Source organism: Sphaerochaeta sp., from assembly GCA_022482495.1.
GTDB lineage: Bacteria > Spirochaetota > Spirochaetia > Sphaerochaetales > Sphaerochaetaceae > RUG023.
This window is the reverse complement of sequence record JAKVPA010000005.1, coordinates 1-24,189: the sequence shown is the minus strand read 5'-3', so window position 1 is coordinate 24,189 and position 24,189 is coordinate 1. Positions and strand designations below refer to the sequence as shown.

The 24,189-nt window shown below is 57.5% G+C and carries 19 protein-coding genes, 3 tRNA genes, 3 rRNA genes and 2 pseudogenes; 2 read left to right on the top strand and 25 right to left on the bottom strand.

Annotation, left to right across the window (positions count from 1 at the left end; genetic code table 11):
* Positions 1-99 precede the first annotated feature (99 nt).
* The 9 genes from rplL to LKE28_06710 form a co-directional block, all read right to left on the bottom strand.
* Positions 100-483 carry a 50S ribosomal protein L7/L12 gene (gene rplL / locus LKE28_06750; protein ID MCH3907929.1) on the bottom strand — a complete coding sequence of 128 codons (384 nt, stop codon included), beginning with the start codon at positions 481-483 and terminating at the stop codon, positions 100-102.
* Between the two features lie 64 nt (positions 484-547).
* Positions 548-1,093, bottom strand: coding sequence for a 50S ribosomal protein L10 (gene rplJ, locus LKE28_06745; protein ID MCH3907928.1), 546 nt, complete (start codon positions 1,091-1,093; stop codon positions 548-550).
* A gap of 10 nt (positions 1,094-1,103) precedes the next feature.
* Positions 1,104-1,802, bottom strand: a complete 699-nt coding sequence (gene rplA / locus LKE28_06740) for a 50S ribosomal protein L1 (protein ID MCH3907927.1) — start codon at positions 1,800-1,802, stop codon at positions 1,104-1,106.
* Positions 1,803-1,804: 2 nt separating this feature from the next.
* Positions 1,805-2,233, bottom strand: a complete 429-nt coding sequence (gene rplK / locus LKE28_06735) for a 50S ribosomal protein L11 (protein ID MCH3907926.1) — start codon at positions 2,231-2,233, stop codon at positions 1,805-1,807.
* 181 nt (positions 2,234-2,414) lie between these two features.
* Entirely contained in the window at positions 2,415-2,984 is a 570-nt protein-coding gene (gene nusG / locus LKE28_06730) for a transcription termination/antitermination protein NusG (protein MCH3907925.1), read from the bottom strand.
* 9 nt (positions 2,985-2,993) lie between these two features.
* Positions 2,994-3,173: a preprotein translocase subunit SecE gene (secE, locus tag LKE28_06725; GenBank protein MCH3907924.1), complete on the bottom strand. Its 180-nt coding sequence runs from the start codon at positions 3,171-3,173 to the stop codon at positions 2,994-2,996.
* A 34-nt stretch (positions 3,174-3,207) separates the two neighbouring features.
* A tRNA-Trp gene (locus LKE28_06720) sits at positions 3,208-3,280 on the bottom strand.
* Between the two features lie 19 nt (positions 3,281-3,299).
* Positions 3,300-3,476 (bottom strand): 50S ribosomal protein L33, encoded by a 177-nt coding sequence (gene rpmG, locus LKE28_06715; GenBank protein ID MCH3907923.1) that lies wholly within the window; start codon positions 3,474-3,476, stop codon positions 3,300-3,302.
* Positions 3,477-3,521: 45 nt separating this feature from the next.
* A tRNA-Thr gene (locus LKE28_06710) sits at positions 3,522-3,593 on the bottom strand.
* A 185-nt stretch (positions 3,594-3,778) separates the two neighbouring features.
* On the opposite strand from LKE28_06710, the gene LKE28_06705 reads away from it, so the two are divergent.
* Positions 3,779-6,298 (top strand): glycogen/starch/alpha-glucan phosphorylase, encoded by a 2,520-nt coding sequence (locus tag LKE28_06705; GenBank protein ID MCH3907922.1) that lies wholly within the window; start codon positions 3,779-3,781, stop codon positions 6,296-6,298.
* 3 nt (positions 6,299-6,301) lie between these two features.
* Here LKE28_06705 and LKE28_06700 read toward each other — a convergent pair whose 3' ends face one another.
* Complete coding sequence (locus tag LKE28_06700; protein MCH3907921.1) at positions 6,302-6,988, bottom strand: DUF554 domain-containing protein; 687 nt, start codon at positions 6,986-6,988, stop codon at positions 6,302-6,304.
* A gap of 65 nt (positions 6,989-7,053) precedes the next feature.
* Here LKE28_06700 and LKE28_06695 point away from each other — a divergent pair, with 65 nt between their 5' ends.
* Positions 7,054-7,644 (top strand): nucleotidyltransferase family protein, encoded by a 591-nt coding sequence (locus tag LKE28_06695; GenBank protein ID MCH3907920.1) that lies wholly within the window; start codon positions 7,054-7,056, stop codon positions 7,642-7,644.
* Here the strand turns inward: LKE28_06695 and clpB are convergent.
* The 15 genes and pseudogenes from clpB to LKE28_06620 form a co-directional block, all read right to left on the bottom strand.
* Positions 7,616-10,190: pseudogene (gene clpB, locus LKE28_06690) on the bottom strand (ATP-dependent chaperone ClpB). The gene LKE28_06695 and the pseudogene clpB overlap by 29 nt on opposite strands.
* Positions 10,191-10,268: 78 nt before the next feature.
* The gene (locus tag LKE28_06685; protein MCH3907919.1) at positions 10,269-10,892 is read right to left on the bottom strand and encodes a TetR/AcrR family transcriptional regulator; all 624 of its coding nucleotides are present in this window, start codon (positions 10,890-10,892) and stop codon (positions 10,269-10,271) included.
* A gap of 106 nt (positions 10,893-10,998) precedes the next feature.
* Positions 10,999-12,030 carry an ornithine carbamoyltransferase gene (argF, locus tag LKE28_06680; protein ID MCH3907918.1) on the bottom strand — a complete coding sequence of 344 codons (1,032 nt, stop codon included), beginning with the start codon at positions 12,028-12,030 and terminating at the stop codon, positions 10,999-11,001.
* Positions 12,031-12,098: 68 nt separating this feature from the next.
* Positions 12,099-13,250: a DNA recombination protein RmuC gene (rmuC, locus tag LKE28_06675; GenBank protein MCH3907917.1), complete on the bottom strand. Its 1,152-nt coding sequence runs from the start codon at positions 13,248-13,250 to the stop codon at positions 12,099-12,101.
* Between the two features lie 71 nt (positions 13,251-13,321).
* Entirely contained in the window at positions 13,322-14,140 is an 819-nt protein-coding gene (locus LKE28_06670) for a MetQ/NlpA family ABC transporter substrate-binding protein (GenBank protein ID MCH3907916.1), read from the bottom strand.
* Between the two features lie 287 nt (positions 14,141-14,427).
* Entirely contained in the window at positions 14,428-15,093 is a 666-nt protein-coding gene (locus tag LKE28_06665; protein ID MCH3907915.1) for an ABC transporter permease, read from the bottom strand.
* Positions 15,083-16,092: pseudogene (locus tag LKE28_06660) on the bottom strand (methionine ABC transporter ATP-binding protein). The gene LKE28_06665 and the pseudogene LKE28_06660 overlap by 11 nt, the downstream one beginning before the upstream one ends.
* A 127-nt stretch (positions 16,093-16,219) precedes the next feature.
* Positions 16,220-16,333, bottom strand: a 5S ribosomal RNA gene (rrf, locus tag LKE28_06655).
* A 66-nt stretch (positions 16,334-16,399) separates the two neighbouring features.
* Positions 16,400-19,341 (bottom strand): 23S ribosomal RNA (locus tag LKE28_06650).
* A 44-nt stretch (positions 19,342-19,385) separates the two neighbouring features.
* A tRNA-Ile gene (locus tag LKE28_06645) sits at positions 19,386-19,459 on the bottom strand.
* 132 nt (positions 19,460-19,591) lie between these two features.
* Positions 19,592-21,129: ribosomal RNA gene (locus LKE28_06640) — 16S ribosomal RNA — on the bottom strand.
* The 16S, 23S and 5S rRNA genes sit together here with 1 tRNA gene alongside, the layout of an rRNA operon.
* 332 nt (positions 21,130-21,461) lie before the next feature.
* The gene (locus tag LKE28_06635; protein ID MCH3907914.1) at positions 21,462-22,034 is read right to left on the bottom strand and encodes a glycerol-3-phosphate responsive antiterminator; all 573 of its coding nucleotides are present in this window, start codon (positions 22,032-22,034) and stop codon (positions 21,462-21,464) included.
* A gap of 2 nt (positions 22,035-22,036) precedes the next feature.
* On the bottom strand, positions 22,037-22,984 hold the full coding sequence (locus LKE28_06630) for an MBL fold metallo-hydrolase (GenBank protein ID MCH3907913.1): 948 nt from the start codon (positions 22,982-22,984) through the stop codon (positions 22,037-22,039).
* Positions 22,981-23,709 (bottom strand): glycerophosphodiester phosphodiesterase, encoded by a 729-nt coding sequence (locus LKE28_06625; GenBank protein MCH3907912.1) that lies wholly within the window; start codon positions 23,707-23,709, stop codon positions 22,981-22,983. The genes LKE28_06630 and LKE28_06625 overlap by 4 nt, the downstream gene beginning before the upstream one ends.
* A 12-nt stretch (positions 23,710-23,721) precedes the next feature.
* Positions 23,722-24,189 (bottom strand): carbohydrate ABC transporter permease (locus tag LKE28_06620; GenBank protein MCH3907911.1); only part of this gene is annotated, 468 nt, incomplete at its 5' end.

Here is a 24,189-nt window from a genome sequence, read left to right as displayed (position 1 = left end):
GGACAAACGAACTCACTCCTCTCGGAGTTTCGAAAGACAGAGCAGGCCACCAAGGGGAAAAACCCATTGGTGGCGCGCTCACACAGCAATCGATGAAGGTCAGCTTGCCGGCTGGACTTCAACCACACAGCCAGCCGCTTCAAGTTTCTCTTTGATGGACTGCGCGTCAGCCTTGGAAACATTCTCCTTGATGGTCTTGTTTCCGGCCTCGACAATCGCCTTGGCATCACCAAGACCAACACCGGTCAGGTTACGGACTTCCTTGATGGCAGCGATCTTCTTGGTCGGATCGGAGCTCTTCAGGATCACGTTGAACTCGGTCGGCTCGTCCTTGGCGGGACCAGCGGCAGCGGCGGCAGCAGGTGCGGCGGCAGCCGCAGCGGCCTGAACGCCGAACTTCTCTTCCATCATCTTGATGAGATCAGAGATCTCAAGAACCGTCATCTTCGAAATCGCGTCAATAATTTCTTCTTTGGTAGCCATATTACCTTCTCCTTCAATTATTTCTACAGTCATAGCAGGTTACTGCAAACGAAGACTAAGACTGTTAATTCGCGGCGGGCGCGGCTTCCTGCTTCGCAGGCTCACCTTCACCCATCTTCTTCACATACGCCAACAACGTAGCGGCCAGCTTCTGCACCGGCGCTTTCATCGTGCCAAGCAAAATGGAGAGCAGCTCTTCACGGTTAGGCAGTTTGCTGTACGCCTCAAGTTGCGCGACATCCAGCATCTGACCATCCACAAGGCCGCCCTTGATATCAATCGGCGCACCGTCATCCTTCGCAGCAAACAGCTCCTTGGCAACGACGTTGGTCGTGTCTCCCTTGACCAGCGCGATGCCGGTGGGCCCCTTCAGGTGCGCGTCGCACCCTTTGTAGTCCAGCTGGTTCAATGCGATCTTGGCGAAGCGGTTCTTCACCACCCGATAGTTGCCCTGGGACTTCATCAGGTTCTTGCGGACCTTGGTGATCTGCTCGACCGTCATCCCACGGTAATCGGTGAAGATGAATCCGTCGTACTGGGCGAATTCGTCATGCAGCGCCTTGACGGCAGCCTCTTTCTCGGGAGTAATACGAGTCTTATATCCTTCCATATCTCTCTCCTTATACCGCGGCGTCAGCCTGCATCAAGTTCGCCGTTTCCACGTGGACGCCAGGGCCCATGCTGGAAGACAGCGCCACAGAACCGATGTAATCGCCCTTGGCGTCACTGGGTTTCTTCCGGATGATCTCCTGGACGACCGCCTTGGCGTTCTCCGCCACTTTCTGCGGCTCCATGGAAACCTTGCCGATCGGCAGGTGCACGACGTTGGTCTTGTCGGAGCGGAACTCCGTACGGCCTTTGGACAACTCGGCGACCGCCTTCCCTACTTCAAACGTAACCGTTTGGGTCTTCGGGTTCGGCATCAAGCCTTTGCGTCCAAGGATCGGGCCGAGACGACCGACATCCTTCATCATGTCCGGCGTAGCGACGGCAACGTCGAAGTCAAGCCAGCCACCCTTGATCTTTTCGATCAGATCGTCATCCCCAACGTACGCGGCACCCGCGGCCTTGGCCTCATCAGCCTTGGCGCCTTTGGCGAACACCAACACCCGTTTCTGGGCGGCGAACTGGTTGGGAAGCACCACGGTGTCACGGACACTCTGGCTCTTCTTCAAGGTGAGCTTGACGGCGAGATCAATCGTCTCGTCGAACTTGGCGTACGCCATTTCCTTCACCAAGGCCGCAGCCTCGTCAAAGGAATAGCTCTTCTCGTGGTTAATCTTTTTCGCGCTTTCGCGATATTTCTTTCCATGCGCCATAGTTATTTCTCCACCTCAACGCCCATGCTCCGAGCAGTTCCGGCGATGACCTTCATGGCCGTCTCCAGCGAATTGCTGTTCAGGTCGTTCAACTTCATCTTCGCGATCTTCTCGCACTGCGCCTTGGTCAATTTGCCGACCTTCGCCTTGTTCGGCGTGGCGCTTGCCTTCTGCAACCCCAGCTCCTTCTTGATCAGAATGGATGCGGGAGGGGTTTTCAGAATGAACGTGAAGCTCTTGTCCGCGTAGACGGTGATGACGACAGGAACCACCAAGCCCGGTTCATAATCCTTGGACTGGGCATTGAATTCCTGGACAAATTTGGGAGCGCTGACTCCATGAGGACCAAGAGCCGGTCCGATCGGGGGCGCCGGTGTGGCCTTCTGAGCCGGGCACTGCAACTTGATGATCGCAGTTACCTTCTTTGCCATATCTCTCTCCTTACGTGCCCTGGCCTGCCTGAGTTGGCTGATAGATCCGGCCTGCACGCTGGTAATAACGCCTGCCATACGGCAGGCTCCCACGCCTCGGATTACTCCGAGGGAGTGTACAACAGAAACAATGGACGAATGTAAAAAAACTGATGCACGGTCAGCAGCGTTCGTCCAACGCTTACATGACCACCTTTTCCACTTGGAGGAAGTCAACGTCTACCGGCGTCGACCGTCCAAAAATCCCCACGCTGACACGCAGGCGGGATTTCTCGGCATTCACCTCTTCCACCACACCGGTGAACGACTCGAACGGTCCTTCGATGATCTTCACATGATCGCCCTGGGAGAAACTCTGCTTCGGCTTGAACACCTTGTCCGCAGGCAGGTCACCCGTTTTCTGGAAGATGCCCTTCACCTCAGCGGCGGTGAGCGGCACCGGCGGCTTCAGACGGTCATCATCCGACGTAAGGAAACCCGTCACTCCCGGGATCCGCTTGATCTGGAAGCACCACGGCTTCCATGCATCCACGGGAAGATCCATCTCAACCAAAATGTATCCGGGAAGAATCTTGCGCTTCACATCACGCTTCACGCCATCCTTCACCTCAACGACTGTTTCAAACGGAACTTTCACATCGGTGCAAACGGCTGCAAAATTGGGATCATTGTCACGCATCTTGCGGATGATCCTCTCAATCTTCTGTTCATACCCTGAGTATGTATGTACGACGTACCAGCCCTTTGCCATGTTGTATCCTTAGAACATCACATACAAAATCTTCAGCAGCACAAAATCCACGAAACCGAGGAAGATGGCTACCAAAATTGTGGAAACGATGACGACTTTCGTCGAATTGAGGACTACTTCGCGGGTCGGCCAGACGACCTTCTTCAGTTCGTTGTGGCACTCTTTGAAATACTTCATCATTTTCTTCATCGAAAGACTCCTTCAAAAACGCTCAAGAAGCAGACAGGCCAAGAGGGACTCGAACCCCCAACACCCGGTTTTGGAGACCAGTGCTCTACCATTGGAGCTATTGGCCTATTTGCTTCTTGAACGGACTTATTTGATCTTAGCTTCCTTGTGGAGGGTATGCTTTTTGTCGAACGGGCAGTACTTGTTCAGCTCAAGCTTCTCCCCACCGTTTTTGCGGTTCCGCTCGGTCGTGTAGTTCTTCCGATGGCATACCGTGCACTGCAGTGCGACTTTCTCAACACTGGTTTTCTTCTTCTCACCCATACTTCCTGCTCCTCGGCGAAACATCACCGTTGAAAAAAAAAGAAAAGCCCTCGAACGGAATTGGACCGTTGACCCCCACCTTACCAAGGTGGTGCTCTACCGCTGAGCTACAAGGGCATGAATGGACATACCACTCGCGCAAAATTCAAACGCGCATCTGGTACGTTACCAGAGGTGTGCCTTCTTTGTCAAGTAACACCAGAGCGGTTCTTCGCCTGGCTTTTTTCGTTGAGGTATCGCAATTTTCCTCCCTCCTTGGTATATTGGAACAAAACCGGTTTATCAACCCTCGGGAGGAAAACGTGAACAAACACAGCAGCAATACCCGTTTCGGGCATACGGCGGAAGCCATTGCGCAGGATTTCGCGGAACATCTGAAGTACAGCGAAGACGCCGACATTTACCATACGACTCCGGAAGGCAGGTATGCCGCCCTGGCCCTTTCCATCCGTGACCGCATCATCCAGCAATGGGACAAGAGCCGGCAGACCCAGCGGGCCACCGACGCCAAACGGGTGTATTACCTCTCCCTGGAGTTTTTGATGGGCCGCGCCATGACGAACAACATCATCAACCTCGGTCTGGAGAAACAGGTCAAGGACGCCTTGGCTTCCCTGGGCTACACCTACGAGGAACTGGCCGACGTGGAACCGGACGCCGGGCTGGGCAACGGAGGACTGGGCAGGCTTGCCGCCTGTTTCCTGGACTCCCTGGCCACGCTGGAATATCCGGCATACGGCTATGGCATCCGGTACAACTACGGCATTTTCCGCCAGCTGGTCGTCAACGGCTGGCAGCAGGAACAACCGGATGACTGGCTCCGGGATGGCAACCCCTGGGAAATCCAGCGGCCGGACACCGTCTATCCCGTCCATTTCGGCGGCTACGTGCAGATGATCCGGGAGAACGGAAACGACTCGTTCAAATGGATTCCCGACGAAACCGTACTGGGCATGGCGTACGACACCCCGATCATCGGCTACGGCTGCAAGACGGTCAACACGCTCCGCCTGTGGTCGGCGAAAGCCCCCAGCGAGTTCAGTTTCCAGGAGTTCAATGAAGGCGACTACACCGAAGCGGTGCGCCAGAAAGTCCAGGCGGAGAACCTCTCCCAGGTGCTCTACCCCAATGACACCCAGTACCTGGGCAAGGAGCTCAGGCTGAAACAGCAGTACTTCTTCGTCTCCTGCTCCCTGCAGGACATCTTCAAGCGGTACAAACGGCACCATACCGACTGGCTGGATTTTCCCGACCACGCCGCCATCCAGATGAACGACACCCACCCGTCCCTGGCCGTACCGGAGATGATGAGGCTCCTGCTGGACAAGGAAAACCTTTCCTGGGACGAGGCGTGGGACCTGACGGTGCGTACCCTTGGGTACACCAACCACACCCTGATGCCGGAAGCATTGGAGAAATGGTCGCTTCCCATGTTCGAGCACCTGCTGCCACGCCATCTGCAGATCATCTACGAGATCAACCGCAGGTTCCTCCAGCAAGCCGTCTCCTACTTCCCGATGCGTGGGGACCAGGTGGCCAAAGTCAGCATCATCGAAGAGACCAACCCCAAGCAGATCCGGATGGCCAACCTGGCCATCATCGGCAGCCACAGCACCAACGGCGTTGCGGCGCTCCATTCGGAACTGCTGAAGACCAAGATGTTCCCCGAATTCAACATGATCTTCCCCGACCGGTTCAACAACAAGACCAACGGCATCACCCAGCGCCGCTGGCTGCTTGACGCCAACCCGGCGTTGGCTGCGAAGATCACCGAAGCGATCGGAGACGGATGGATCACCGATTTCTCCCAGATCTCCAAGCTCAAGCCGTTCGCAACGGACGCAGGCTTTCTGGACGATTTCGCCAAGATCAAACGGCAGGCAAAGGAAAGCGCCGCGGCGTTCATCCGCAAGGACTGCGGCGTGCTGGTCAATCCCGACTCCCTGTTCGACACCCAGGTCAAACGGATCCACGAGTACAAGCGGCAGCTGCTCAACGCACTGGATATCGTGCTGCTGTACAACGACCTGAAGAACCACGGTCCGCTGACCAAGGATATGGAGCCGATCACCTTCTTCTTCGGAGGGAAGGCCGCCCCGGGATACGTCAACGCCAAGCTGATCATCAAGTTGATCAACAACATCGCCAAGACGGTCAATGAAGACCCCCAGACCAACCACATCCTCAGGGTACAGTTCCTGCCCAACTATCGGGTCACCATGGCCGAACGTATCATTCCGGCGAGCAATCTTTCCGAGCAGATATCCACCGCCGGCACGGAAGCTTCCGGTACGGGCAACATGAAGTTCATGGTCAACGGCGCGCTGACCATCGGCACGCTGGATGGCGCCAACATCGAGATGGCCCAGGAAGCGGGCCAGGAGAACCTGTTCATCTTCGGCCATACCGAACAGCAGATCGAAGCGCTCCGCGCCTCCTATCAACCGAAGGAGTGGATATCCAAGGACGAAGGAATCAAGGAAGGGGTCAACCTGTTGCTCTCCGGATTCTTCAACATCAATGAGCCGAACATCTTCGACCCGCTGTGGAAGTCCCTGTTTGAGCAGGGTGACCGGTACTTCACCTTCGCAGACCTGGCCATGTATCGTGATGAACACCACAAGGCCACGGCGTTGTACCATGCGGATCCCAAGGCATGGAACCGGATGGCCGTGCTGAACATCGCTTCCAGCGCCAAGTTCTCCAGTGACCGTACGATCAACGAGTACGCCAAGGAGATCTGGAACCTGAAGCCGTGTCCGGTGCAGAAAGACATCGAGAACGATACGGCGATCTCAAACGCCAAGAGCCTGCTCAGGTGATGATCAGACGGTGATGAACCGCGCCAGAATCGGCGCGAACACCAGGGCGGGGAGGAAATCCCCCGTCCTGAATTTTTTTATCTGCAGGAGATTGCCGGCGATCATCAGAAGCAGCACTCCGCCGACGGCCCCCATCTCATTGATGCCCACTTCCCCGAGGTGCGGCTGCAACCATCCTCCCGCCAGCGTGAAGAATCCCTGGTAGACCAACACCACCACCGAACTGAACAGCACGCCGATGCCGTACGCCGCGGTGAAGACGATGGCCATGCATCCATCCATCACCGACTTGACCAGAATCAGCTGGTAGTCGCCCACCGTCCCCGCCTGGATGGAGCCGACGATGGACATCGCGCCGGTGCAGAAGAGCAAGGACGCGTTGAGGAATCCCTGGGCGAACGTGACACTGTCGCCACTCTTGCTGGTCTTGCGCTGGATCCAGCCACCCAGACCCAACACATGGTCCTCGATGCGGAGCGCGTATCCGACGAAACCACCCAAGATCACGGAGAAGATCATCACCAGATACGAACCGGCTTTCAACGCCATTCCCAGACCGATGACCACCGTCACCAGACCGGCGCTGGTCATGACGATCTCCTTGAAGGACTCTTTGATCACCTTCTTCAGCAGCAAGCCGACCAAGGTTCCCGCGATCACCGCCAGACAATTCACATAGGTTGCAAACATATAGATAAGGAATACCAGAAAAGAAAGCGTTTGGTCAATTTGACCGGTTGGTGTATGATGGGTCCATGCAGAACATCATGCTTGCCGCAGGGCTGGGATCGCGAAGCGGCGGAGAGAAACTGTTTTATCCGTGGAACGGAAAGGACATCATCCATCACAGCGTGGAGGCTTCACTCCAAGCGGGCCTGTACACCATCGTGGTGACCGGTTTCCAGAAAGCCCGGGTGGAGGCGTCCCTGAGGGATCTGGCGTGCCCGTCGCTGTTGCTCGTCCCCAACGACCACTACCTGGACGGACAGTTCTCCTCCACCCAGGCAGGCGTTGGGTTCCTCCGTCCTGACGAAGATTTTTTCGTCACTCTGGGGGATCTTCCCCTGATCCAGCCGAACCACTATCTTCAGCTGGCCCGGGCGATGGACGGCTACAACGGCGTCCGCCCGTTCTTCCAACAAAAACGGCCGGGACACCCGGTGTTGCTCCGTCCCCTGTTCATCCCGCTGATCCAAAGCGCAGACAAAACGGAAACGATGCACCACCTGCTATCCCGACCGGACATCATGGCCTATGCGACGGACGATCCCGCGTATGTGACGGACATCGACACCGCACAGGCCTATGAGGAGATCCTTACGAAATCGCCAGTTTTCCCGCGGTGATCCCCAGATGGATCGTGCTTCCTTCCGGATACGATCCTTCCAGGAGCTTCATCGCCAGCGGATCCTCAACCAGATCCTGCAACGCCCTGCGGATCGGCCGGGCGCCGTACTCAGGGCTGTAGCCAGCCTTGAACACCATATCGACCACCGGCTCCGTCCAGACGAGGTGCAGGCCTTTGGCCTCCATCCGCTTGGAAAGAGCATTCAGCTGCAACGTGACGATCTGCCGAAGCTGTGCTTCCCCAAGACTCTTGAAGACGACGATCTCATCGATACGGTTGATGAACTCCGGCTTGAAGGCGCGACGGATCGCTTCCATCACTTCCTTCTTCCCTTGCAGGTAATCCGTGGCGGACAACAACTCGGAAGAACCGAGGTTGCTCGTCATGATGATCACCGTGTTGGTGAAGTCCACCACCCTGCCCTGTCCATCGGTAAGCCGCCCGTCATCCAACACCTGAAGCAGGATGTTGAACACATCCGGATGGGCCTTCTCGATCTCATCGAACAGGATCACCGAATACGGCCGGCGCCGCACCACTTCGGTGAGCTGACCGCCCTGGTCATACCCCACGTACCCCGGGGGCGCTCCGATCAGACGGCTGACCGAGTACTTTTCCATGTACTCTGACATGTCGATCCTGGTCAACGCCTTCTCGTCGTCGAACAGGAAGCCGGCAAGTACTTTGGCAAGCAACGTCTTGCCCACACCGGTGGGACCGGCGAACAGGAACGAACCCAACGGACGGTGCTCGTCGCCGATGCCCGCCTTGTTCCGGCGGATGGCGTTGGCCACCGCCTTGATGGCCTCGTCCTGACCAACCACTTCCTTGGAGAGCGTCTCCTCCAGTTTGAGGTATTTCTCCTTCTCACTGGACTGCATCTTGGCTACCGGCACCCCGGTCCACGAACTGACGATCCGGGCGATGTCATCTTCACTGACCTCTTCCCGAAGCAGCTGTTTCCCGTCTTTCTGCGCCTTGGCCAGGTTGTCGCTTTCCTTCTGGATCTCAGCCTGCAGCTTGGGCATCTCGCCGTGCATGATCATGGCGGCCTTGGTCAGGTCTCCCTGACGCTCCGCCTGCTGCTCCTCCACCTTGAGTTGCTCCAGCTTTGCCTTCTTCTCTTTGATGCCGAAGATTGCGGACCGCTCATTCTGCCACTGCAGCTTCATCGCGTCGCCTTTGCTCTTCAGCTCGGCGAGCTCCCCTTTGATCTTCTCAAGCCGTGCCAGGGAGGCGGTGTCCGTCTCCTTCTCCAAGGATTTCTCCTCGATGTTCAGCTGGAGGATCTTCCGTTCGATCTTGTCCAGTTCGACCGGCTGGCTCTCGATCTCCATCTTCAGCTGACTGGCGGCCTCATCGATCAGGTCGATGGCTTTGTCCGGCAGGAACCGGTTGGTGATGTACCGATTGGACAGCACCGCCGCGGCGACCAAGGCATCATCCTTGATCCGCACGCCATGGTGCACCTCGTACTTGTCCCGAAGCCCACGCAGAATGGCGATGGTATCCTCCACCGTCGGTTCCTTGCAGTACACCGGCTGGAACCGGCGCTCCAGCGCCTTGTCCGTCTCGATGTACTTGCGGTACTCATCCAGCGTCGTTGCGCCGATGGCGTGCAATTCGCCACGCGCCAACGCCGGTTTGATCAGGTTGGACGCATCGGTGGAACCTTCCGCGGCGCCCTGCGCCGACGATGGTGTGCAGCTCATCGATGAACAGGATGATCCTGCCCTCGCTGGAAACCACTTCGTTGACCACCGCCTTGAGCCGTTCCTCAAACTCTCCGCGGAACTTCGCGCCGGCGACCAGCGAGCCAACGTCCAGCGAAAGGATCCGTTTGTCCTTCAACGACTCAGGCACATCCCCGCTGGTGATCCGCTGGGCCAGTCCTTCGACGATGGCCGTCTTGCCGACACCCGGCTCTCCGATCAACACGGGGTTGTTCTTCGTCCTGCGGGAAAGCACCTGCATCACCCGGCGGATTTCCTCGTCCCGTCCGATGACCGGGTCGAGTTTTCCGTTGCGTGCCAGGGCGGTCATGTCCTTGCAGTACTTCTCCAAGCTCTGGTAGCGGCTTTCCGGATCTTCCGATGTGATGGTCTGGTTGCCCCGGACGGCCTTCAGCGCCTGCATCACGGCGTCCTTGGAGACGCCCAATCCTTTCAACGCCCGGGAAGAGGGATTGTCCTCATCCAAGACGGCAAGGAGCAGATGCTCCGCCGACAGATATTCGTCCTTGAACTCCGTTGCGACGTTCTGCGCGGCATACAACTCCGTACCCAGCGCGCCGGAAAGGGAACGCTGGACGTTGCTGCCATATACTTTGGGGAGTTTGTCCACCAGCTCCCGGAAGGCCTGCTCCGCCTGACCCGCTGAGACGCCGATCTTGTCCAACAGCGGCGGAAGCAACCCATCTTTCTGCCTGAGCAACGCCAACAGGACGTGCTCCGTGGTAATTTCCTGGTTGCCGTTCTGCGCGGCAATCTGATCAGCGTCCTGGATGGCCTGACGCAGTTTGATGGTCATTTTTTCAAAATCCATGGTGATGATTCTCCTTATCTTGCTAAAGAGACCTGTCTTGTACGCATGGAATATAGTAAGAAAACGGCCGAACGGCCACTATCGTTTGACGACGGATGTGGAACGCGGGTGGGTCTTGTAGAACTCCAGGTAGTTGTCGATCAACTGTTTGTCACGCTCCAGGTCCACCACTTCAAAGAATCCCAGCCGGAGACAGCTGGACTCCAGGAGGATCAACAGGTGGTCGGACACCTTGTCCACGTCGCATTCGATCACCTCATGGTTCATGATACCCATCCGGAGGAGACGCTTGAACAGGATGGTCAGCTTTGCCGTCCTGCGGAGCACGATGTCGTTGAAGTCCTTTCCTTCCCGCTTCATCTGCAACATCACGTCCAGCAGGTTGGTCAGTTCCCCTTCGCTGACCTTGGCCGTGTCGATGATGTCGTTGCAGATGTGGATGATCCGGTCGATGCAGTTGGAAGTGGTGTCCCAGGCATAGGAGACGTACTTGGCGAACATCCGGCCGGTGACCAGCTTCACCGCATAGTAGTAGATCTGTTCCTTGTCATGGAAATACTGGTAGATCGTCGGACGGGAAATCCCGCATTCGCTGGCGATCAGGCTGAGATTGGAGTTCTTGTACCCTTCCCGGGCGAACACCTTCAGCGCCGTCTGTACGATCCGTTCTTTCCGTTCATCATGATCTATTCGTTTTGGCATGGCCCGTCACCCTTGTCTTTCGTATCATAGCATATTCCGAACGGAGCATAATCACAAGCGACAAGGGGATGGCTGTCCATCCCCCTGCCCGAACGGAAACCATGTTTCAGCGAGCGGCAAGCACGTCGCTCATCGTGGCGACCATCACCGACTTGATGGTGTGCATGCGGTTCTCCGCCTCGTCGAACACCACCGAGTGGGAGGAGCGGAACACCTCGTCGGTCACTTCCATCTCCTTCAGGCCGTACTCGTTGTAGATCGTCTGCCCGATGGTCGTCCCCAGATCATGGAACGACGGCAGGCAGTGCTCGAAGATCACCTTGTCGTTGCCCGTCGCCTGAAGCATCTTCATCGTCACCTGGTACGGCTTGAGCAGTTTGATGCGTTCGGCGGTTTTCGCCTCCTCCCCCATCGAAACCCAGACGTCCGTGTAGATGATGTCGGCGTCCAGCACCGCCTCATATGGATCGGTGTACACCTTGATGTGGGAACCGGAATCATCGGCGACATCCCGCATCTCCTCCAACAGTTTGGTGGACGGGAACAGTTCGATCGGCGTGCCGATGCTGTAATCCATCCCCACCTTGGCCGCCCCGATCATCAGGGCGTTGGAGACGTTGTTCCGTCCATCGCCGATGTAGGCCAGCTTCATGTCCTCAAGCTTCTTGCCGGTGTGCTCCATGGCGGTGAGGAAATCGGCCAGCACCTGGGTGGGGTGATCATCATCGGTCAGTCCGTTCCACACCGGGATGTCGCTGTAGGTGGCCAAATCCTTGACCAGGTCCATCGAATATCCCCGATACTCGATGCCGTCATACATCCTGCCCAGCACCTTCGCCGTATCCTCGATGGACTCTTTCTTCCCCATCTGGCTGTTGGTCAGGTAGGTCACGCAGGCGCCTTCGTCAAACGCGGCGACTTCGAAGGAACAACGGGTACGGGTGGATGTCTTGTCGAAGATCAGGACAATGTTCTTGCCTTCCAAAAGATGTCCATCCACACGGGCGGAATGGGCCGCCCCTTTCTTCTTCGCCTTCAGGTCAGCGGCAAGATCCAACAGATACAGGATCTCTTCCTTGGAATAATCCTTCAATGTCAGAAAACTCCGGCCTTTCAGGTTCAGCTGTTTCTTTTCCATACCAATTCCTCCAAACTCACTCTTCTATCCTACATTTTTATGCAAACTCTGTCCATAGTTTTGCAAAATTATACGGTATTCTCCGGTAGTTTTGTATTTTCATCCATTGTGTGGGTATCCAACACTTCCACATCACGCAATTTCCGACCCATCGTCTCCGTCCTGCGTGACACCTCGTCCAGCGAGGACGCCGCCTGGGTGATCCGCTTGTGGGTGGTCTCCAGATCCTCGGAGAAGCGGGCGAACAGCGTCTTCACTTCGGAGAGGATCTTCCACACTTCGTCGGTCCGTTTCTCGATGGCAAGTGTGCGGAAGCCCATCTGCAGGCTGTTCAGGATGGCGGCCAGCGTGGTAGGACCCGCGACGACCACCTTATCCTGCAGCTGCAGCTCCTCAGCCAAACCTGGCAGGTGGAGCACCTCGGCGTACAGTCCTTCGGATGGGAGGAACAGCAGGGCGAAGTCCGTCGTGTTCGGAGGATCGAGATACCCCTTGGCGATCGCCTTCCCTTCGGAGAGCAACCGCGTGCGGAGCGCCTGCTCGGCAACCCGCACCCCTTCCTTGTCCGCCTTGTCCTGGGCATCCATCAACCGTTCGTAATCCTCCTTGGGAAATTTGCAGTCAATGGGAAGGTACACCGGAGTCGAACCGGCTCCAGGCATTTTCACGGCGAATTCGACGTACTGGGAGCTTCCCTTCTTGCACACCACGTTGGTGTCATACTGGCCAGGAGTGAGGATGTCATCCAGAATGCGCTTTGCCTGCACTTCCCCCAGGACCCCCCGGCTCTTGATGTTGCCCATCAACCGTTTCAGATCTCCAACGCCGCTTGCCAGGTTCTGCATCTCCCCCAGTCCTTTGTGCACTTCGTTCAGTTGCTGGGAAACCAGGGAGAATGATTCGGAAAGCGAACTCTTCAGCCGGGTGTCGACGCTCTGGCGCATCAACTCCAGCTTTGCGTCATTGTCCGCGCGGATCCGGTCCAAAGCGGAGGACACCTGTCCCTGCAGGGTGGTCACCGACTGGGTGACGGAGAATCGGTACTGCTCCAGCATGTCCAGCAACTCCTTGCGGGTCTGGGAGTTTTCCCGGGAAAGCTGGTCAAGCGAGGCTTTCAGATAGGCCGTCTCTCTCGTATCCGTACGGTGACCAGAGCGGAAGACAAGGATCAAAAGGAGGACGATCACCACGCCAAGTAATCCGAAGAAAAGATATTCCATGATGCCAGCATACCGTACCGGACAAAAAAAAGGGAGACCAAACCGGTCTCCCCAGATTACGGAACGTAAGGTTATTTCACCAGGACGACTTCCCCGTTGGGATAGCGCTTGGCGACGTAGTCAGCCACTTTCTGGCTCTTCAGCGCCTTGACCAGCGCGACGACACGCGGGTCGTTCTCGTTGCCGGCCTTGACGGCGACAACGTTGACGTACGGGCTGTCGGCGCCTTCGATGAACAGACCGTCCCGGGTGGCGATCAAGCCGGCGGGGATGGCGTAGTTGCCGTTGATCGTCGCGGCATCAACATCGGAAAGGACACGGGGAAGAGAGGCGGCCTCGATCTCCTTGAACTTGAAGTTCTTCGGGTTCTCAGCGATGTCCAGCGGAGTGGCGGTCAGACCAACTCCATCGGCCAGCTTCAGGAGCCCTGCGCTCTGCAGAAGCAGCAATGCGCGGCCTTCGTTGGTCGGATCGTTGGGGATGGCGATGGTAGCACCGTTGGGAAGATCAGCAAGCTTGGTGTATTTCTTGGAGTACACAGCGAACGGCTCTACGTGGATGCCCCCGGCATTGACCAGATGATAGCCCTTCTCCTTGTTGAAGCTCTCAAGGTACGGGATGTGCTGGAAGTAGTTGGCATCAATCTCGCCACTCTCCAACGCCTCGTTCGGCGTCACATAATCGGTGAACTCGATGACATCCAGCGTAATGCCCTGGGCGGCCAGGTCATCCTTGACCAGATTGAGCAACTCGGCATGCGGTTCCGGCGTGGCGCCGACTTTCAGCACCTGGTTTTTAACGGGAGCCGCGGATTCCTTGGTGCCCTGCGCGAACGCGACAGAACCCAACACCAACAATACAGACAACACGATGACAAATGTTTTTTTCATACAAATCTCTCCTCAGAGACAGATTACAGGTATTAAAAGCAAAGCGCTTTTCCTTGAGACCGAAAAAATAAAGATAGATTTGAAGTATAGATGTTATGCCCTGACGGGCATCATCATGAGAGACATCATGGTGGAACGAATGATGATGGATGTATTCGTCATGATCTCTCTCCTTTTTGTTACGTTGTCGACAACATACATCATTTTACGAAGAGATGCAAGAGGATTTCCCGCCCACTGACATATTTTGCGCAACACAACGATCCAACTTCTTTGCAAACAACAGCTTACCGCTTTGCCATCATCTTGGCCGCGATCCGGTTGCCGATCATCTGGATCACTTCGACCAGCACCAGAATCACCACGACGGAGACGAACATCACGTCCCCGCGGAACCGTTGGTATCCGTACCGGATGGCCAAGTCTCCCAGGCCTCCACCACCGATGGCTCCCGCCATGGCGGAATAGCCGATCAAATTGATGATGGTCAGCGTCACACCGCTTACCAGCGACGGCATCGCCTCGGGGATCATCACCTTGAAGACGATCTGGCTGTTGGTCGATCCCATGGCGCGGGCCGCCTGGATGACACCGGGGTCCACTTCCTTCAAGGCGCTTTCGATGACACGGGCGACAAACGGAGCCGCCGCGATGGAAAGCGGCACAATGGTGGCTGCCGTCCCGATGCTGGTGCCCAAGATCAACCGGGCAAGGGGGAACAGCAGAATCATCAGAATGATGAACGGGAAGGAACGAAGAACGTTGACGATACGTCCGATGATGTTGTTCATCACCGGGCGCGGGCTGATGCCACCCTGGTCCTCCGGACTGGTGACGGTAAGCAAAATCCCCAAAGGGAGCCCAAGAATCAGACTGAACAATGTTGAGAAAAACACCATGACCAACGTCTGCCAGGTGGCCTGGCCTACCAGAATCCAAAGCTTAGCTCCCATGATGATCCTCCACGATGACGCCCTGCGCACGTAAATCCTTCAGGATGGACGGAACCACTGTTTCATCAGGGCTGAGGATATCCACCATCATCGTCCCGATCTCCTCGCCATCCACCACCTGGACGCCACCGGCACGGAGGTTGAAATCCACTCCGTACTTCCTGCTCAGTTGCGAGATGATCGGCTGGTCGGTCACGTTGCCGGGGAAGCGAAGCACGTACGATCCTTTCTGGTGGGACCATTGGTATACCCTGCTGGTCCGCTCGTCATGCCCCAACAGACGGGAAAGAAAATCTTTGGTGACAGGATTCTGCGGATTACTGAAGATATCGGCAACCTTGCCCTGTTCCACCACCTCTCCGTCATTCAGGACTGCCACTTCCTTGCAGGTGTCGCGGACCACTTCCATCTGGTGGGTGATCATCACCACCGTCAGGCTCATCGCTTCTGGATGTCCTTGATCAGATCCAGAATTGAGCTGGTCGTCTGGGGATCCAGCGCGCTGGTCGCCTCATCGCAGAACAGAATGTCCGGACGGCAGGAAAGGGCGCGCGCAATGGCGACCCGTTGTTTCTGGCCTCCGGAAAGCGTGCTGATACGGGCATTTTCCCTGCCTTCCAAATCCACCAAGGAAAGCAACTCATGCACCCTCGATTTGATCTCTTCCGGTTTGTACCCGTTGATCTCCATGGGATATGCGATGTTCTGGGCGCAGTTCCGACTTGAAAACAAGTTGAAGTTCTGAAAGATCATGCCGATATGACGGCGTCGCATCATGAGTTCGTTTTTTGACAAATTATCGACACGTTTGTCGTCATAGTATACTTCTCCGGAATCCGGCTTCTCCAACAGTGACACCAAACGCACCAATGTTGATTTCCCTGCACCACTTTTTCCGATGATTCCGAATATGGTATTGGAGGGAATCGACAGGCTGACATCGTTCACCGCGTGAAGCTGGCCATAGGAGCGCTTCAGATTCTTCAACGTGATTCGCATACAACCGCTTCCTTACTTTGTCCCATAGTACTTGAAATGGTATCATTGCTCAAGACAAAGAAGTCAGCGTTCATTGGGCAAAGAAAAACACCCTTGGGAAAGGGTGTTGGAAAAGGAAAAAGAAAGGGCCCGGCAGCTACCTACTCTCCCGCGGAAGAACCGCAGTACCATCGGCGCGAAGGCGCTTGACGACCGTGTTCGGGATGGGAACGGGTATGTCCGCCTTGCTGTGGCCACCGGGCCGGCTCCGGGTCCGTCCGCAGGACGGACGCCCCCCGAGCCTCCCCGCGACGGCGGGAACGATGATATGGCCAAGCCTCACGGCTGATTAGTACCGGTGGGCTGTGCGTCTTGCGGCGCCTGCACCCCCGGCCTATCGACCAGGTAGTCTCCCTGGTTCCTTCAGGAGGGTTATACCCTCGGGGACGTCTCATCTTGGGGGGGGCTTCACGCTTAGATGCTTTCAGCGTTTATCCCTTCCGGACATGGCTACCCGGCGGCTGCCCCTGGCGGGACAACCGGTACACCAGAGGTCCGTCCACCTCGGTCCTCTCGTACTAGAGGCAGGACCCCTCAGACGTCCAGCGCCCATGGCAGATAGGGACCGAACTGTCTCACGACGTTCTGAACCCAGCTCGCGTACCGCTTTGATTGGCGAACAGCCAAACCCTTGGGACCTGCTCCAGCCCCAGGATGCGATGAGCCGACATCGAGGTGCCAAACCTTGCCGTCGATGTGAACTCTTGGGCAAGATCAGCCTGTTATCCCCGGAGTACCTTTTATCCGTTAAGTGACGGCGCTTCCACACGCCACCGCCAGATCACTAAGACCCGCTTTCGCGTCTGCCCGGCATGTACGCCTCGCAGTCAGGCCGCCTTGTGCCTTTGCGCTTGCCGGACGATTCCCGACCGTCCTAAGGCGACCTTCGCGCGCCTCCGTTACCCTTCAGGAGGCGACCGCCCCAGTCAAACTTCCCGCCTGGCCCAGTCCCCGGACCGGTTCGCGGCCCGGGTTAGGCGCGCGGAAAGGGAAGGGTGGTATTTCACCGGCGGCTCCGCGTTGCCTGACGGCCCCGCTTCGTTGCCTCCCACCTATCCTACACATCCCTGTCCGCGCGCCGACGCCAAGTTGAAGTAAAGGTTCACGGGGTCTTTCCGTCTAACCACGGGTACCAGGCATCTTCACCTGGACTTCAATTTCACCGGATTTCGCGTCGAGACAGCGCCCATATCGTTACACCATTCGTGCGGGTCGGAACTTGCCCGACAAGGAATTTCGCTACCTTAGGACCGTTATAGTTACGGCCGCCGTTTGCCGGGGCTTGGGCTCGCCGCTTCGCTTGCGCTGACGGCTCCCCTTGACCTTCCGGTACCGGGCAGGTGTCAGTCCGCATACCTCCCATCGCTGGTTCGCGCGGACCTGTGTTTTTGGTAAACAGTCGCATGGGCCGTTTCTCTGCGGCCCCCTCGCGGGGGCCATGCTTATCCCGAAGTTACGCATGCAGTTTGCCGAGTTCCTTGACGCGAACTCTTCCGTCGCCTTCGCATATTCAGCTCGCCCACCTGTGTCGGTCTCTGGTACGGTCCCGGGCGTAGCACCCAGGGGTTCTTTCTCGTCACCGCACAGCACACCCTTCAGGCCCCCGTAAGGACCCTCCCTCACCGCTCGGCTCGGGGCCCGGACTTCCCTGGACCCCTCAGCGCCTCGCGGCTTTGGCGGGGCATACCGCCGCCCCGCGGCGTACTGCGCAATGCTTCGCCCCATCGTAAGCGCCCGGCGGCGCGGGATTGTTGACCCGCTTCCCATCGCCTACGGTCTTCACCCTCGGCTTAGGGGCCGGCTGACCCTCGGGCAGATTGCCTTTACCCTGGAAACCTCAGGCTTCCGGCGGACGGGGATCCCACCCGTCTTTCACGTTACTCATGCCTGCATCCTCTCTCCCGCCCCGTCCACGGGGGCTCCCGCCCCCGCTTCTCCCGTATGCGGGATGCTCTCCTACCGGACGGACGCCCTACGGCGCCCGCCCCCGCGGCTTCGGTTGCGCGCTTAGCCCCGTTACATTATCGGCGCGCGGATACTCGACCAGTGAGCTGTTACGCACTCCTTGGAGGCGTTGCTGCCTCTGAGCCAACCTCCTGGCTGTCTGTGCATCCGCACTTCCTTTCCCACTCGGCGCGCATTCGGGACCTTGGCCGGCGGTCCGGGCTGTTCCCCTCTCGGCGACGGCCCTTATCAGTCGCCGCCTGACTGCCGCGTATGGCGCGCGGGCATTCGGAGTTCGGTTAAGCTCGGCAGCCAGTGACGGCCCCTCGCCTATCCGGTGCTCTACCTCCCGCGCGGTCCGCGCGACGCTAGCCCTAAAGCTATTTCGGAGAGTGCCAGCTATCTCCAAGTTTGTTTGGCCTTTCACCCCCAGCCGCAGCTCATCCCAGCCCTTTTCAGCGGACTTAGGTTCGGCCCTCCACAGGGTTCCACCCCTGCCTCAGCCTGGCCGCGGCTAGATCACTTGGCTTCGGGTCTGCCCCGCGCGACTCGCGCCCTCTTCGGACTCGGTTTCCCTCCGGCTCCGGGACTCCTGTCCCTTAGCCTCGCCGCGCACGGCAACTCGCAGGCTCATTCTACAAAAGGCACGCCGTCACCATGTCGCCATGGCTCCGACCGCTTGTGGGTCCGCGGTTTCAGGTTCTCTTTCACTCCCCTCCCGGGGTCCTTTTCACCTTTCCCTCACGGTACTATACGCTATCGGTAGCCGCCGAGTATTCAGCCTTGGAGGGTGGTCCCCCCTGTTTCCGCCGGGATTCCTCGTGTCCCGGCGTACTCAGGCAGCGCGCCCAGCGCCACCGCATCCACTTCGCGTACGGGGCTCTCACCCGCTCCGGCCGGCCTTCCCAGACCGTTCCGCTGTGCATGCGGCGCGCGCCGGGACCAAATCCCAGGCGCACCCCTACAACCCCGCGGCCCCGAAGGCCCGCGGTTTGGGCTCCTCCCCGTTCGCTCGCCGCTACTGGGGGAATCTCGTTTGATTTCTTTTCCTGCAGGTACTTAGATGGTTCACTCCCCTGCGTCTCTCCCCGCGGCGCCTATGTATTCAGCACCGCGGCGCGCGGATTGCTCCGCGCGGATTACTCCATTCGGGCACCCGGGGATCTCGGGATGTCGGCTCCTCCCCCCGGCTTTTCGCAGCTTGCCGCGCCCTTCCTCGCCTGGCGGCTCCCAGGCATCCTCCGCGAACCCTTCCTTCGCTTGACCATATCATCCTTCCCGTCCTCTCGCTCAACTGTAAAAAATCAACATGGGACTGATAAGACTTGAACTTATGACCTCGTGCTTATCAGGCACGCGCTCTAACCACCTGAGCTACAGTCCCCTTGACAGTCTATAAGAGAAGAGAAGAAAAGTTTTGTGGAAACCTGAGGAATTGCCGGACTCTCACCGGCTGTACTACGTACGTCAGTCTCCGCCTTCGGGTGTGAGGCCCTCCGGCGCCCTTTCTTTCCAGAAAGGAGGTGATCCAGCCGCACCTTCCGGTACGGCTACCTTGTTACGACTTCACCCCCCTCACCGGACACACCTTCGGAACCGGCCCCCTTGCGGTTGGCCAGGCGACTTCGGGTGCCCCCGACTCGGATGGTGTGACGGGCGGTGTGTACAAGGCCCGGGAACGTATTCACCGCGCCATGCTGATGCGCGATTACTAGCGATTCCAACTTCGTGGGGTCGGGTTGCAGACCCCAGTCCGTACTGTGACCGGCTTTCTGCGGTTCGCTCGGCCTTTTGGCTCCGCTGCGCTCTGTACCGGCCATTGTAGCACGTGTGTGGCCCAGGACATAAGGGCCGTGATGACTTGACGTCGTCCCCGCCTTCCTCCGGCTTGTCGCCGGCGGTCCCGCCAGAGTGCCCAGCTTCACCTGGTGGCAACTGGCGGCAGGGGTTGCGCTCGTTGCGGGACTTAACCCAACACTTCACAGCACGAGCTGACGACAGCCATGCAGCACCTGTGCGCCGGCCCCGAAGGGCGGAGGCCTCGCAGCCCCCTCCCGGCGCATGTCAAGCCCTGGTAAGGTTCCTCGCGTATCATCGAATTAAACCACATGCTCCACCGCTTGTGCGGGCCCCCGTCAATTCCTTTGAGTTTCACCCTTGCGGGCATACTCCCCAGGCGGTGCACTTACTGCGTTCGCTCCGGTACCGGGGGTCAGCCCCCCGCCACCTGGTGCACATCGTTTACTGTGCGGACTACCAGGGTATCTAAACCTGTTCGCTCCCCGCACCTTCGCGCCTCAGCGTCAGTCCATGGCCCGGCCCACGCCTTCGCCATTGGTGTTCTTCCCGATATCTACAGATTTCACCCCTACACCGGGAATTCCTGAACCGCTTCCTGGACTCCAGCCGCGGAGTCCCCGGCGACCCCCACAGGTTGGGCCTGTGGATTTCACGCCGGGCTCCCGCAGCCGCCTGCGCGCCCTTTACGCCCAATGATTCCGAACAACGCTCGCCCCCTACGTGTTACCGCGGCTGCTGGCACGTAGTTAGCCGGGGCTTATTCCCGTGGTCACGTCACCCCGCACCCATTCCCTGGCACGGCTCTTCACCCCACGGAAAAGGACTTTACAACCTCACGGCCTCCATCGTCCACGCGGCGTCGCTCCGTCAGGCTTTCGCCCATTGCGGAAGATCCTTAGCTGCTGCCTCCCGTAGGAGTCTGGGCCGTTCTCAGTCCCAATGTGGCCGTCCACCCTCTCAGGCCGGCTACCCGTCGTCGCCACGGTGGGCCTTCACCCCGCCGTCTAGCTGATGGGACGCAGACCCGTCCCCCGGCGCCGCCGCAGCGGCTTTCCCCCGGAGCGCCTTCGCTCCCCGGGTCGTATCCGGTATTATCCGCAGTTTCCCGCGGCTATCCCCGTCCGGAGGGTCGGTTGTCCACGCGTTACTCACCCGTCCGCCGCTCTCGCCGCATCGCTGCGGCTGCCGCCCGACTTGCATGCTTAAGACGCGCCGCCAGCGTTCGTTCTGAGCCAGGATCGAACTCTCCGTCATTGAAACCCGGCGCAGCCCTCGCGGGCACGCCGGAAATCTCTGCTTCAAATCCTCCCCAGTCCCTCAAACAAACACCAACGTTCTCTATTCGATCCCGTTTTCTGTTCGTATCTGAATTGACAAGGAAGCCCTCAAGCTTCCACATCACCAACTGGACCAACGACCTTTCGGCAATCGTCCAGTCAATTTTTTACTTCTCTTCTCTTCACTTATAAACTGTCAAAAACCCATCGCTCATCAACTTGGTTTTTTGAGCGTGCCCAAATAACATAGCCAAAACTCTTGAAACATGTCAAGGGGGAATTCTTCTTTTTTTTCTTATCTCTGGCGGCTTACAGCGCCCAAAGCTCGGCTTTCGTCGTGGAGATGGCGCAGGCGCCCCCATCCAACGCCCGGAGAATGTCCGTTTTGTTCCGGATCAACCCTCCTGCGACCAATGGCACATCCGTCATCTCATGAAGCTCATGGATAATGGTTGTAGCCACACCGGGCATGATTTCCAGAAAATCGGGCCGGCAGGTGGCAAGGTGCTGGGTGACAGTGGCGAACGCCATGCTGTCGATCATGAAGGTGCGCTCTCCTGCGATCAAGCCCAGTTCCTTTGCCCTCCGGACCATTTGCTGCTTGGTGCTGATGATTCCATCCGCCTTGGTGTGGCGGCGGATGAATTCCGCCCCGACCGGATCCTTGCCGGCCAGCCCCGCCACCAGATCTGTGTGGACGATGGCGATCTTCCCCCGAGCCTTGACCTGGTCCACGATGGCGTCAATCGTGCAGATCGAGCCGTACAGGATGAACACCATCATGCACTCGCTTTCCAGCGCTTTCTGCAGAAGCTCTTCGGATTTCACCGCCGCGATGATCGGCGACTGTTCGAACAGATCCTTGATGCCACGCACATCCATGCTTAGGTTCCGCCTTTATCCACCCAACTTTCCCGTTGCGGGAGCACGGAGACATGGCTTTTGTCATCCAACCGGACCCGAACGGTTCCATTGTACAACGTATGGTAGAATGTAGCTCCATACTTCACGTAATCACGATACACGTCCATGCTTCCCATGACATCGTTCATCGCCACGACCACCTGGGGATGCACCGTTTTGATCCACTTGCGTTGGTTGGACGTATCGATCCCATGATGGTTCGCCTTGGCTACAACGCTCTTCAACGCATCCCCATAGAGATCCAACACCTCGCGTTCCGCAGAGCGGTAAAGATCCCCGCAGAGCAACACGGTGCTCGTCCCATATGTCAGACGCAACGCAATGGAATGGTCATTGATGAACTGGGTGGCGTTCATGGGATATCCCTTCGGATAGGATATCTTTTCTCCCTCAGGCCACAGCACCTCAACCTTCACCGCATCACCCAGCATGAACGAATCCCCTTTCGCCACTACCTGGACCGGGAGATTGTGCGTCTTGATCGCAGCATCGAACGCCCGGGTGTACTGGGTATCGTACGCCAACGCGGACCGATACACCGTTCCGATTTCATACGTGTCAGCCACCTCAGGGAACGCACCCAGATGATCAATATGCGGATGGGTGTTGAGGAAGATGTCAATCCGCTTCAAGCCCAGCGCGTCCATCACCCGGCGTACATCCTTACCCGAATCAGGATGGCCGCAATCGACCATCATCACCTTCCCATCCGGACTGATGATGATGGTGCAATCCCCGCTCTTGTCCTTGCTGCCTTCCGGAACATCCAGATCCACGAAGTACAATGTGAGGTTTCCCGCATTCGACGAGCGGTCCACCACCTCGGCGAATTGGTCAGCACGGTCCGCGGCGAACAGGGAGAACGCCGCCACCAGCATGAGAAGGATCGCAACAACCTTCCGTTTCATTTCGCTCCATCCAGATACTGTCGGCACACCGTGCAGTAGTTGGAAATCACCCCGTCAACACCCCAGGCTGCAAGTTGTTCAAGCGGCCCCATGGCGTCAACCGTCCATACATTCATCTTTACGTGATGGGCCTTCAACTCAGCCACCGCTGCATCAGTGAGCGCCTCATAACTAGGATGATAGTACTCAAATCCATATTTCTCACAGTAATAGCCCGCATTGACGATCCCCTGTTTGCCAATCAGAGCGCCGACGGGAATCTGTGGCGCGAGCCGCTTCGTCTCCACCAACGAAAGATGGTTGAACGACGAGAACATCACCCGGTCCATCAATCCATATTTGTCCAAAATCCCGATGGTCTTCCGCTCAATCTCCGGGTAGTAGACCAATCCGGTCTTCAGCTCGATGTTGGTGGTGATGTGGGCATGGGACGCCCATTCACAGTATTCCTCAAACGAAGGGATGTGCTGGACGGGATAGTCACCCGGCCGGATCCGGGAAGCATCCAGCTTTTCCAGCTCTTTGAACGTATATTCCCGAACCGGTCCGGTTCCATCCGTCGTCCGATCAACCTGCTCGTCATGAATGACGACGACCGTACCGTCCTTGGTCAATTGGACATCCAGTTCGATCTCATCGGCTTTGGCCTCTTCCGCCATCCGGAACGCCACCATGGTATTCTCCGGATATTTCCCACTATATCCACGATGTGCAACGACGTGCATCTGACTGCCTCCTCATTTCATTGCAGCTTTACTGTACCCGGAAAGCATGTACTTTTGGAATATGAAAAACAAGATTACCACCGGGAGGATCGCCATGACCGCGCCCGCCATGATCTCATGATTGTTCATCGTCCCCTGGCCGGCAAACGTCTCCCGCAACTTGGCCAATCCGACCGTAAGCACACGATGGGATTCCTCTTTGGCGATGATTTTCGGCCAGAAATAGCTGTTCCAACCGGAAGTGAAGGTGACCAACGTGACGGTGAACAACGTCGAGCTGCACATCGGCACCAAAATCTTGGTGATGATCCCCACCTTTCCCAACCCGTCGATCTTCGCCGCATCGATGTAACTGTCATCAATAGAGAGGAATGTCTGCCGAAGCATGAAGATGTAGTATGGACTGACCGCTTCCGGAAGGATCAATCCCAGATAGGTGTCTGTCAGCCCCCAATGGGCGAACATCACGTAGATGGGGAT